This window comes from Roseibium sediminicola (genome assembly GCF_023156505.1).
GTDB classification, from domain to species: Bacteria; Pseudomonadota; Alphaproteobacteria; order Rhizobiales; family Stappiaceae; genus Roseibium; species Roseibium sediminicola.
Map to the genome: position 1 here is coordinate 125,076 of NZ_JALNMJ010000012.1, position 12,213 is coordinate 137,288.

Genomic DNA, 12,213 nt, shown 5'->3' on the forward strand with positions numbered 1-12,213 from the left:
GATGGGATTTCTCGACATTAAACAGGCGACCAAGTCCTATGGCGCGGTCCAGGTTCTGCAGGAAACGGACATCTCGGTCGAAGAAGGCGAGTTTCTGGTTCTGGTCGGCCCGTCCGGCTGCGGCAAGTCCACGCTGCTCAACATGATCGCGGGGCTGGAGGACGTCAGCTCGGGCGAGATCGCCATACGCGGCCAGCGAATGAACGAGGTTCGGCCGGCGGAGCGCAACATCGCCATGGTGTTCCAGTCCTACGCGCTCTATCCGAACATGAATGTCGCGCAGAACATTGCCTTCGGCCTGGAAATGCACGGCGTGCCGAAGCCGGAGCGCGACAAGAAGGTTCAGGAAGTCGCCGAACTCCTGCAGATCACACAGCTTTTGAAGCGCAAGCCCGGTCAGCTGTCGGGTGGTCAGCGTCAGCGCGTGGCCATGGGCCGCGCCCTGGTGCGCGACCCGGACGTGTTCCTGTTTGACGAGCCGCTCTCCAACCTCGACGCCAAGCTGCGCGTCGACATGCGCACCGAAATCAAGAAACTGCACCAGAAGCTCGGCACCACCATCGTCTATGTCACCCATGACCAGATCGAGGCCTTGACACTGTCGACGCGGATCGCGGTCATGTTCGGCGGCTATGTCCAGCAGTTGGGCACGCCCAAGGAAATCTACGACAACCCGGCCAACATGTTCGTGGCAGGCTTCATGGGCTCGCCGTCGATGAACCTTTTCCCGGCGACCCTGGCTGACGCGGGCGGCACGGCCCAGGCCGAGTTCACGCTGAAAGACGGCGGTACCGGAGTGCTGCCCATTGCCGATCCGGCCATCGTAAAACATGCCGGCCGCAAGGTTATCCTGGGCATTCGTCCCGAGGCGATCACCGACCCGGACGGGGCGGACCGCAACTCCAAGGCAATCCACCAGCTCGAGGCGCAGGTGGAAGTGACCGAACCCGCCGGTTCCGATACCTTTGTGGTCACGGAATTCGGCGGCAAGGAAATCACCGGCCGCTTTCGTGCCGATGTCGCCGTTCAGCCGGGGACAAGCCACACCTTCGCGGTCAACATGGAAAAAGCGGTGCTGTTCGATCCGGAAACGGAAGCCCGCATCAGGTAGCACGGCAATTTCATGCGAATGGGAATCGATTGGGGCGGCACCAAGATGGAAATCATCGCCTTGTCCGAACAGGGCATGGTGCGGTTCCGCAAACGTGTTGCTACGCCGAAAGGCGATTACGACGGCTGCCTGAGAGCGGTAGCCGCGCTGGTCGCCGATGCGGAGGCGGCAACCGGCAAGACCGGCACGCTCGGGGTTGGTCTTCCGGGCTCCCTGTCGCCGGCAACGGGACTGGTGAAGAATTCCAACGCCACATGGTTGAACGGCAAGCCTCTCGACCGGGATCTCCAGAGCCTGCTCGGCCGGCCTGTCCGAATCCAGAACGATGCCAATTGTTTTGCCGTCTCCGAAGCAACGGATGGCGCCGGCGCCGGCAAGGCGGTTGTCCATGCGATCATCATCGGCACCGGCTGCGGCTCGGGCATTGCCATCAACGGCAAGGCCCATTCCGGCGCCAATGGCATTGCCGGCGAATGGGGTGCGATTACCGTGCCCTGGATGACTGCAGAGGAATATCCGGGGCCGGACTGCTGGATCGGTCACAGGGGCACGCTCGAATACTGGTGTTCAGGCACCGGTTTTCAGGCGGATTATCAGAAGTCTACGGGCACCGGTCTGAAGGGGCCGGACATCATCGCGTTGAAACGGCAGGGCGATCCGCTGGCCACCGAATTCTATCAGGCTTATGTCAGCCGGCTCGGTCGCGCGCTGGCCCTTTCCGCCAACCTGCTGGATCCGGACGTCCTGGTTCTGGGCGGCGGCATGTCGAATGTCGACGAGCTCTATGAGGATCTGCCGGCAGCGATGGCGCCCTATATCTTTTCGGACACCTATGACACACCGATCCTGAAGGCGGTTCATGGCGACAGCTCCGGCGTGCGCGGCGCCGCCTGGCTGTGGAAGCCGGACGAGATCTGACACAGTATTCGGCAAGGGAAAGCGGGCCAATCGCACTTGAAAACGAGCCGCATGCACCGGTGTCACCCCGGGCGAACACCGTGAGACCCGGGCCTACTCGTTCGCAGAGAGCCGAGATTGAGGCGCGTTCCGAAGGCGTTTCGCACGCTTTGACAAGCGGATTTGCGAGTGGATCCCGGCTCGCGCTGCGCTTGGCCGGGATGACGCCGAAGGATGTGTCGATATTGGCAGAATATGCCAATTTGATATCCGATCGTGGCAGAGTTTGAAATCTCCTGCCTATCAACTTCATTCATATTGCTCTGGCTACGTTTTTGGGAGACAGCCATGAGTGCCTACAAGGGTTTTGCCAGCCGCGCCATCCACCACGCCTATGAGCCGATGGACAACGACGCGTCGCTGACGCCGCCGCTGCATCTGAGTTCGACCTTCGTGTTCGAGAGCGCCGAAGCCGGCGGCGAAATGTTCGCGGGCGAACGCCCGGGCCACATCTACAGCCGTATCTCAAACCCGACCCTGGATCTGCTGGAACAGCGCATCGCCGATCTGGAAGGCGCGGAAGCGGGGCTCGCTCTTTCGTCCGGCATGGGCGCGATCACCGCGACGCTCTGGACCCTGGTTGCCCCTGGCGATGAAATCATTGTCGACGAAACGCTTTATGGCTGCACCTTCGCCTTCATGCGCCACGGCCTGACCAAGTTTGGCATCACCATCACCCATGTGGACATGACCGATCCGGAAAACCTGCGCGACGTGATCTCGGACAAGACCCGCGTGGTCTATTTCGAGACCCCGGCCAATCCGAACATGCGTCTGGTCGACATCGAGCATGTCGCATCGATCGCTCATGAAGCCGGCGCCACTGTGATTGTCGACAACACCTATGCAACGCCCTATCTCACCCGCCCGATCGAAATGGGCGCCGACATCGTTCTGCATTCGGCGACCAAATATCTCGGCGGCCACGGCGATGTCGTTGCCGGACTGGTTGCTGGCCGCGCCGAGCAGATCCAGGAAATCCGCCTGGTCGGCATGAAGGACATGACCGGCGCAGTGATGGCGCCCTTCAACGCGCTCCTGATCCTGCGCGGCCTGAAGACGCTTGCCCTGCGCATGGACCGGCACTGCGCCTCGGCTCAAAAGGTCGCCGACTGGCTGGAAGCGCAGCCCGCAGTCTCCAAGGTCTATTTCCCGGGTCTTGAAAGCTTCGAGCAGCATGGCCTGGCGCAAAAGCAGATGAGCCAGCCGGGCGGCATGATCGCCTTCGAACTGGAAGGCGGCCTGCAGGCCGGCATTTCCATGATGAACGCGCTGCAGATGATCCAGCGGGCCGTGTCGCTCGGCGACGCGGAGACCCTGATCCAGCATCCGGCCTCCATGACCCATTCCACTTACACGCCGGAAGAACGCGCCGCCCATGGCATCAGCGACGGTCTGGTGCGCCTTTCGGTAGGCCTGGAAGAGGTCGAGGATATTCTCGCGGACCTGGCGCAGGCCCTGCCGGCAGGGGAAGTCGCCGCTGCGGCTTAATCCAAAAGGAGCCGCCCCATCCCATGACGTCATCCTGAGGAGGGCCGAAGGCCCGTCTCGAAGGAGCGGCCACAAACTCTTCAACAAGGTGCCGATCCTTCGAGACGCGAGCAGGCTCGCTCCTCAGGATGACGCAGTGGGGGACGGAAAGCTCAGGTCAGGGCGTCCTGGCAACACCGGATTTGACCCGGCGCAGCGGGATGGAACTTTCGATATTGGCCACACCCGGCACCTTGGTGAGCTTGCCGGTCAGGAAGGTCTCGAAGGCCGCCAGCCCCGTCGTGGCCACGCGCAGGAGATAGTCGCGGTTGCCGGTCATCAGCCAGCAATCAACCACTTCGGGAAAGGCCTGGATCGCCGCCTCGAACTGGTCGAGCGTGATGTCGATCTGCTTGTCGAGCTGGACCGAGACGAACACCGAAACCTCGTAGCCGAGCTTCACCTCGTCGATCAGCGCGCAATATCCGGTGATGATGCCGCGATCCTCAAGGTGCCGCAGGCGGCGGGCGACCGGCGTCGGGCTGAGACCGATCCGCTCGGACAGGTCCTGCATGGATACCCGTCCGTTTTTGCGAAGTTCGCGCAGGATCTGGATGTCGAACGTGTCGAGCGTATCGGAAGTCACTAACAGAAAGCCCCTTTGTGGTGAATCTCTTCAAAATCTATCCGAAGTGGGTAGGAGATCGCAAGAATCCGGTTCTGGAGACACACTAGAGTGGCGTTCAATCAAACATCTGCGGGAGCAAGGAGCAGCATGAGCACCGATCATCTGAAGACCATCGAGCAGCGGCTTCTGTGGCTGTCGCACTGGATGATCCATCACGCCAATCACATCCGTCCGAAAGAAGACGGCATCAAGATCGGCGGGCACCAGGCAAGTTCCGCGTCGATGGTGTCGATCATGACGGCGCTCTATTTTTCGGTGCTGAAGCCGGAGGACCGGGTCGCGGTCAAGCCGCATGCCTCGCCGGTCTTCCATGCGATCCAGTACCTGATGGGCAACCAGACCCGCGAGAAGATGGAAAACTTCCGCGGCCTTGCCGGTGTCCAATCCTATCCCTCGCGCACCAAGGACATCGACGACGTCGATTTCTCCACCGGCTCGGTCGGCCTCGGTGTTGCCATCACGTCCTTCGCCTCGATTGTTCAGGACTACATTGCCGCCAAGAGCTGGTCCGGCGACAAGCCGCTCGGCCGCATGATCGCGCTGGTCGGCGATGCAGAGCTCGATGAGGGCAACGTCTATGAAGCCCTTCAGGAGGGCTGGAAAAACGATCTCAGGAACTGCTGGTGGATCATCGACTACAATCGTCAGTCCCTCGACGGCATCGTCCGCGAAGGCCTGTTCGACCGGGTCGAAAAAATCTTCGATGCCTTCGGCTGGCAGGTCGTGCGGGTGAAATACGGCGTGCTTCAGCGCGCCGCCTTTGCCGAGCCCGGCGGCGAGAGGCTGCGCCAGTGGATCGACGACTGTTCCAACCAGGACTATTCCGCGCTGACCTTCATGGGCGGGGCGGTCTGGCGCAAGCGGCTTATGGACGATCTTGGCGACCAGGGCGATGTCACCGCCCTGATCGATCGCCGCTCGGACGATGAACTGGCGGATCTCATGGAAAATCTCGGTGGCAACTGCACCCGGACCATGGCCGAGGCCTTCGCCGCCATCGACCATGACAAGCCGACCTGTTTTCTTGCCTATACGATCAAGGGCTGGGGCACGCCGATTGCCGGCCACAAGGACAATCACGGCGGCTTGATGAACAAGGCCCAGATGGCTGAATGGCAAAAGCATATGGGCGTCGCCGAAGGTGCCGAATGGGAACCGCTTGCGACGGTTGAGGATGTCGACGGGCTGAAGGCGTTCCTTGATGAGGTGCCGTTCTTCGCCAAAGGCCGTCGCCGCTATTCGGACGACAAGCTGGCCGTGCCGGCGATCGAGCTTGCCTCTGACCGGGACATCTCGACCCAGATGGCCTTCGGCAAGGTGCTCGACGATCTGTCCAAGGGTGACAGCAAGCTGGCCGAACGCATCTTGACCACGTCGCCGGACGTCACCGGCACCACAAATCTCGGGCCGTGGGTCAACCGGCGCAAGCTGTTTGCCCGCACCGCCATGGCCGATGCCTTTATCGAGCACCGCATTCCCTCCACCGCCAAGTGGGAGTTCACGCCGGAAGGCCAGCATATTGAGCTGGGCATTGCCGAGATGAACCTGTTCCTGCTCTTGGGCGTCGCGGGTCTCTCCCATTCGCTGTTCGGCGAGCGGCTGATCCCCATCGGCACGGTCTACGATCCGTTTGTCTGCCGCGGTCTCGATGCGCTCAACTATGCCTGTTACCAGGACGCCCGCTTAATGATCGTCGGCACGCCGTCCGGCGTGACGCTGGCGCCGGAAGGCGGTGCGCACCAGTCCATCGGAACGCCCTTGATCGGCATGAGCCAGGACGGTCTCGCGGCGTTCGAGCCGGCCTTTGCAGATGAGCTCGCCGTCATCATGGAATGGGCCTTCGACTATCTGCAGCGCGACGGCGAGGGTGATCCGGACGAGCGTACCTGGCTCCGCGACGAGACCGGCGGCTCGGTCTATCTGCGCCTGTCGACCAATCCGATCGAGCAGCCGGTCAAGCGCGCCGACGAGGATTTCCGCCAGGGCGCCATCGACGGTGCCTATTGGCTGAGGAAGCCTGGCCCCAATTGCGAGGTCGTCATTGCCTATCAGGGCGTGGTGGCACCGGAAGCGATCAAGGCGGCCGGGGAACTTGCCGGCAACCGCCGCGATGTCGGCGTGCTCGCGGTCACCTCCGCTGACCGGCTCAATGCCGGCTGGACGGCCGCGCAGCGGGCCCGCTCGCGCGGTAATGCCGCGGCACGGTCCCATATCGAGCAGCTGCTCGGCAACCTGCCGGGACATTGCAAGCTGATCACGGTGATCGACGGCCATCCGGCAACGCTCGCCTGGCTCGGCGGTGTCGCCGGTCATCAGACCATCCCGCTCGGTGTCGAGCATTTCGGCCAGACCGGCACCATTCAGGATCTCTACCGCCACTTCGGCATCGACGCCGCCTCGATCATCGAAAAGGTCAACGGGTTGACGCCGGGCCGGCGGGTCTAACGTCCTAAATCTCCGGCCCGGACCAGATGTTGGACTGGGCCGCCTTTTTCGGCGTGCGGCTTTCGGAAATATGGGCCGTCAGCGGGTCGAGCGTGCACAGGGCCTCATACTGGCTGAGGAACACCTGGCCGGTCAGGTGCTCCAGAAAGTCGGTCCGTTTCAACCGGTCCATCACCGGTCCCTTGACTTCGGACAGGTGGAACGAAACGCCTGAATCCTTGAGGCGGTGATTGATTTCCTCAAGGCTTTCCAGGGCGCTGGCATCGATCTCGTTCACGGCGGGGCACATCAGAACGACGTGCTCGATATTGGGTTTTTCCGCGACCAGGGCATAGACCCGGTCTTCCAGGAACCGCGAATTAGCGAAGAACAGGCTTTCATCGACACGGAGCGTCAGCACCCGGTCACCGGTTGCCACCTTGTGCCGGTCGATGTTGCGGAAATGCTCGGTGCCCGGGACGATGCCGACAATGGCCATATGCGGCCGGCTGCTGCGGTAAAGATAGAGCGCGATCGACAGCACAACGCCGGTGACGACGCCCGGCTCGACCCCGAAAAACAGCGTGATCAGAATGGTCGCCGCCATGGCGGTGAAATCGCTCCTGGAATAGACGAAGGTGCGCTTGATCGCGCCGAGATCGACCAGCGACAGCACGGCGACGATGATGGTCGCGGCCAGCGTTGCCTGCGGCAGGTAGGTCAGAAGCGGTGTCAGGAACAGGGTTGCGAGCGCTATGCCGACGGCGGTAAAGGCCCCGGCGGCGGGGGTCGCGGCGCCGGCGTCGAAATTGACCACCGAGCGGGCAAAGCCGCCGGTCACCGGGTAGCCGCCTGAAATCGACGAGGCGATGTTGGAAGCGCCGAGGCCGATCAGTTCCTGGTCCGGGGAGATCCGCTGTCGTTTCTTTGCCGCCAGGGTCTGGGCGACGGAGACAGACTCCACGAAGCCGATCACGGAAATCAGCAGCGCCGGGCCGGCCAGCGCCAGCCAGAGCTCGCTGTCAAAGGCCGGCAAATGCGGCACCGGCAGGCCGGAGGGAATGTCGCCGACAATCCGTACGCCCTTGTCGCCCAGGCTGAACGCGGCGGAAATGACGGTGGTGACGGCAACGGCGGCCACCGGGCCGGCCTTGGTCAGGATGTCGGCGAAGAACGGTTTCAGACCCAGGTCGAGCAGAAGCTTTTTCAACCCCTTGCGCACCCAGAACAGGAAGCCGGTCGCGGTGGCGCCGATCACGAAGGTGATCCAGTTGATGTCGCCGAGATGGCTGCCGATGGACAGCAGAATGTCATAAAGCGTGTGGCCATGGGCCGGCACGCCGAGAATGTGTTTCAGCTGGCTCGACGCGATCAGCAGGCCGGAGGCGGTGATGAAGCCGGAAATCACCGGGTGGCTGAGCAGATTGGCCAAAAAGCCGAGCCGGAAGAGGCCCATGGCGATCAGCATCAGGCCGGAGAGGAACGCCAGCACGATGGCAGCACCGAGATATTCCGGCGTACCCTGTTGCGCCAGTTCGCCGACGGCTGAGGCGGTCATCAGCGAGACCACGGCGACGGGGCCAACCGCGAGCGCCCGGCTGGTGCCGAAAAGCGCATAGGCGACCAGCGGCAGGATCGAGGCATAAAGACCGACTTCTGGGGGCAGACCGGCGAGCAGCGCATAGGCAAGTGATTGCGGGATCAGCATGATCGTGACGATCACTGCGGCCACCAGGTCGCTGGTTGCCGTTTCCTTGTCATAGCGTCTGCCCCAATCGAGAATGGGCAGGTAGCGCTGCAGCCGGATCATGTCGGAACCTTTGGTCTTTTTGAGAAAACTCGAGCCGGCGGGCCGGCTCGAGTCAAGGCTGATGGGGCCCGCGCCCAGTTGGGGTCTGTGGGGGTGTTTTAAGCTGCCGATATTTTTTCCGGCTTGGCCATCCATTCCTTGCCGCGCAGCATGGCACGCCAGTAAACGGGTGGCAGGATCCGCTCCTTCAGGAGCCAGGCGGTCCGCGTCGGCCTGGTCCCGTCCACCAGCCAACGTGGAAAGCTCGGCAACAGCGTCCCGCCATAGCCGAATTCGGCCAGCACGATCTTGCCGCGTTCAACAGTGAGCGGGCAGGAGCCGTAGCCGTCATATTGCGCCGTGGCGCTGTGACCGCCGATGTCGGAGACGATGTTTTCGGCGACCACCGGCGCCTGCTTGCGCGCCGCCGCGGCTGTCTTGGCGTTGGGTGCGTTCATGACATCGCCGAGCGACCAGATGTTGTCGAAGCTCTTGTGGCGCAGGGTGGTCTGGTCGACATCTACCCAGCCGGCGGCATCCGCGAGCGGGGACACCCTGATGAAATCGGGTGCGGTCTGCGGCGGGGTCACATGGATCATGTCGAAGTCGACTTCGACGGTCCGGGCGTCCTTTTCCGGTTCCTTGACCTCGAACACGGCTTTTTTCGCCGGGCCGTCAATGGCGACCAGATTGTGGAAGAAGTTGAGATCAACGCCGTAGCGCTTCACGTAGTCCATCAGGGCCGGGACATAGTCCTTGACGCCGAAGAGCACGCCACCTGCATTCATGAACTGGATATCGATATGGCCGAGCCGGGCGGTCTTGAACCAGTGATCGGCTGACAGGTACATCGCCTTTTGCGGCGCGCCGGCGCATTTGATCGGCATGGGCGGCTGGGTGAACAGCGCCTTGCCGTGTGCCATCTCCTGGACCAGTTGCCAGGTGTAGGGCGCGAGATCGTAGCGGTAGTTGGACGTGACTCCGTTCTTGCCGAGCGTGTCGACCAGGCCGTCGACCTTGTGCCAGTCGAGCTTCAGGCCGGGGCAGACCACCAGCCGGCCGTATTTGACCACCCGGCAGCCGTCGAGAATGACCGCATTGTCCTTCGGCTCGAACGCCGCGACGGCGGACTTGATCCAGTGCACGCCTTTCGGGATCAGCGAGCCCATGGTCTTGGCCGTGTCGGCGGCCTCGAAGATGCCGCCACCGACCATGGTCCAGCCCGGCTGGTAATAATGCACGTCCGCCGGATCGATGATGGCGATCTCCAGATCGGACTTGCGCGCCAGAAGGCTCGAGGCGACCGAAATGCCGGCGGCACCGCCACCGACGATCACGATGTCGAAGCGGGCGTCTTCCGCGGTCTCGGTCGGGGTGCGGCCGCCATTGGCGATCCGGCGCACGACGCCGGCCATGTCGTAGCCCGCGGACTTGGTCTGGGTCAGAATGTCTGCCAGCGGCTGCTTTTCGGCCTGGGACAGCGACCACAGGGTCGCGGACCGTGTGCCCGTGCGGCAATAGGCGAGGATCGGCTTGGGCAGGCTGTCCATCAACGCGCCGAAGTCATCGGCATCCTGGTCGGACACCTTTCCGGCGACGATCGGCAGGTAACGGGCTTCAAGGCCGAGTTTTTTCGCCGCTGCCTCGATTTCCTCGAACACCGGCTGGTCGGCGCCTTCGCCGTCCGGGCGATTGCAGATGATCGAACGGAAGCCCTGCTGGGCAATTTCCGCAAGGTCTTCGGGCCGGATCTGCGGCGCCACCGAAATCTGGGTGTTGATCGCTTTCATCGTGTTTACCGCCTCCTTCGGCATCTGTGCTGACGGCCTGTCAGGAGGCAGCCACCGCCCAGGTGCCGGTGGCCTGCTGTCCCCGGCTGTTCTGTCAAAGGCCGTTGACCGGCACTTTCAAAAAGGTCTTGCCGCTCTCGTCGGCCGGCGGCAGTTTTCCGGCGCGCATGTTCACCTGCAGCGAGGGAATGATCAGCTTGGGCATGTCCAGCTGGGCATCGCGCGTGGTGCGGAACCGGACGAATTCTTCCTTCGTCTTGCCGCCGCCGACATGGATGTTGTGCTCCTTTTCCGCGCCGACGGTGGTTTCCCACTGGATGTCGCGGCCGTTGGGGCCGTAGTCGTGGCACATGAACAGGCGCATGTCGTCCGGCAGGGCGAGCACTTTCTGGATGCTGTCATAAAGGGTTGCTGCATCGCCGCCCGGGAAATCGGCGCGCGCAGAACCGCCATCCGGCATGAACAGCGTGTCGCCGACAAAGGCGGCATCGCCCATCACATGCACCATGCAGGCCGGCGTGTGGCCGGGCGTGTACATGGCAAAGGCGGTCAGCTCACCGATCTGGTAGGTGTCGCCGTCCTGGAACAGCCTGTCGAACTGGCTGCCGTCGCGCTGGAACTCGGTGCCTTCGTTGAAGACCTTGCCAAAGGTTTCCTGGACGACCGTGATCTGGTCGCCGATCCCCAGTTTGCCGCCCAGCTTCTGCTGGATATAGGGCGCTGCCGAGAGGTGGTCGGCATGGACATGGGTCTCGATCAGCCATTCCAGCTTCAGGTCGTTCTTCTGGATATGGGCAATGATCTCGTCGGCATGGTCATAGGTGATGCGGCCGGCCGCATAGTCGATGTCCATGACGCTGTCGACCACCGCGCAGGCATTCGACGACGGGTCCTTGACCACGTAGCTGATGGTGTTGGTGGCCGGGTCGAAAAACGCGGTAACCTCGGGGTTGACGCCCATGTCGACCGGATAGTTCGAGTTGCTCATGTCAGTCTCCCAATTCTTGTCGGCGCGCCGTTTAGGCTTTAGCCGCTTTTTCGCGATAGCCCAGAGCGATCATCCAGCGGGCGGCCAGGATACCGGCCGCGATGGCAAGGGCTGTGATCAAGGGTTCGATACCGAGGCCGATCACCGGAATGAGGCCGCCCGGGCAGAAGCCGCTCAAGCCCCAGCCTATGCCGAAAACGGCCGAGCCGCCGATCAGTTTCAGATCGAGGTCGGTCCGGGTCGGCAGGCTGAAGGCCTGGGCGAGCAACGGCCCGCGCATCCGGAAGACCAGACGATAACCGATCGCCGTGACAAGTAGCGCTCCGCCCATCACGAAGGCGAGGCTCGGGTCCCAGGTGCCGGCAAGGTCGAAGAAGTTCAGCACCTTGGCCGGGTTGCCCATGCCGGAAATGAGAATTCCACAGCCAAACAGGAGACCGAAGGCGAAAGCAGAAATCAGTCTCATGATTTTAACCTCCGAACACGTGGCGGGTCAGGAACACCGTGACAACGGCGGTTGCCATGAAGGTGAGGGTTGCTGCAATCGACCGCGCCGACAGGCGCGAGATGCCGCAAACGCCGTGGCCGCTTGTGCAGCCCGAGCCAAAGGTCGTACCGACCCCGGTCAGGAACCCGCCGATCACCAGAAGCAGCGGAGAGGACGGCACGGTGATGTCCGGCAGCCGGCCGGTCAGCCCAAGCAGAATCAGCGGGCTGGCGACCATGCCGGCCAGAAACGCGGCGCGCCACGCCCAGTCCTGATTGAGATGGGTGGTCAGAAAGCCGCTGGCGATACCGTTGATACCGGCAATGCGGCCATGCACGGCCATCAGGGCAACCGCCGCAAGGCCAATCAGCGTTCCGCCGACGAAACTGAGAAGGGGTGTGAACTCTGTCATGATGCGCCCTTATTTATGATATATTCGAATATATGAAAATAAGACGAAAGTTTCAAGGGGAACGATGAATTTCTGGAGGCCAGTTGGTTAAAAAGAA

The 12,213-nt window shown here is 62.4% G+C and carries 10 protein-coding genes; 4 read left to right on the top strand and 6 right to left on the bottom strand.

Features of this window, described 5'->3' with window-relative positions:
* Position 1 precedes the first annotated feature (1 nt).
* From M0H32_RS17400 to M0H32_RS17410, 3 genes are all read left to right on the top strand, one after another.
* The gene (locus tag M0H32_RS17400; RefSeq protein WP_248156245.1) at positions 2-1,111 is read left to right on the top strand and encodes an ABC transporter ATP-binding protein; all 1,110 of its coding nucleotides are present in this window, start codon (positions 2-4) and stop codon (positions 1,109-1,111) included.
* Positions 1,112-1,123: 12 nt separating this feature from the next.
* Positions 1,124-2,029, top strand: coding sequence for an ROK family protein (locus tag M0H32_RS17405; protein WP_248156247.1), 906 nt, complete (start codon positions 1,124-1,126; stop codon positions 2,027-2,029).
* A gap of 327 nt (positions 2,030-2,356) precedes the next feature.
* A complete protein-coding gene (locus tag M0H32_RS17410; RefSeq protein ID WP_248156249.1) occupies positions 2,357-3,559 on the top strand; it encodes a methionine gamma-lyase in 1,203 nt (400 codons plus the stop codon).
* 157 nt (positions 3,560-3,716) lie between these two features.
* Here M0H32_RS17410 and M0H32_RS17415 read toward each other — a convergent pair whose 3' ends face one another.
* On the bottom strand, positions 3,717-4,184 hold the full coding sequence (locus M0H32_RS17415; RefSeq protein ID WP_248156251.1) for an Lrp/AsnC family transcriptional regulator: 468 nt from the start codon (positions 4,182-4,184) through the stop codon (positions 3,717-3,719).
* A 129-nt stretch (positions 4,185-4,313) separates the two neighbouring features.
* Here M0H32_RS17415 and M0H32_RS17420 point away from each other — a divergent pair, with 129 nt between their 5' ends.
* Entirely contained in the window at positions 4,314-6,671 is a 2,358-nt protein-coding gene (locus M0H32_RS17420) for a transketolase-like TK C-terminal-containing protein (protein ID WP_248156253.1), read from the top strand.
* A 4-nt stretch (positions 6,672-6,675) separates the two neighbouring features.
* Here M0H32_RS17420 and M0H32_RS17425 read toward each other — a convergent pair whose 3' ends face one another.
* From M0H32_RS17425 to M0H32_RS17445, 5 genes are all read right to left on the bottom strand, one after another.
* Positions 6,676-8,460 carry a SulP family inorganic anion transporter gene (locus tag M0H32_RS17425; RefSeq protein ID WP_248156255.1) on the bottom strand — a complete coding sequence of 595 codons (1,785 nt, stop codon included), beginning with the start codon at positions 8,458-8,460 and terminating at the stop codon, positions 6,676-6,678.
* Positions 8,461-8,558: 98 nt separating this feature from the next.
* Positions 8,559-10,229, bottom strand: coding sequence for a bifunctional protein tyrosine phosphatase family protein/NAD(P)/FAD-dependent oxidoreductase (locus M0H32_RS17430; RefSeq protein WP_248156256.1), 1,671 nt, complete (start codon positions 10,227-10,229; stop codon positions 8,559-8,561).
* 94 nt (positions 10,230-10,323) lie between these two features.
* A complete protein-coding gene (locus tag M0H32_RS17435; protein WP_248156257.1) occupies positions 10,324-11,217 on the bottom strand; it encodes an MBL fold metallo-hydrolase in 894 nt (297 codons plus the stop codon).
* A gap of 31 nt (positions 11,218-11,248) precedes the next feature.
* On the bottom strand, positions 11,249-11,683 hold the full coding sequence (locus M0H32_RS17440; protein ID WP_248156258.1) for a DUF6691 family protein: 435 nt from the start codon (positions 11,681-11,683) through the stop codon (positions 11,249-11,251).
* Positions 11,684-11,687: 4 nt separating this feature from the next.
* Entirely contained in the window at positions 11,688-12,116 is a 429-nt protein-coding gene (locus M0H32_RS17445; protein WP_248156259.1) for a YeeE/YedE family protein, read from the bottom strand.
* Positions 12,117-12,213: the final 97 nt, after the last annotated feature.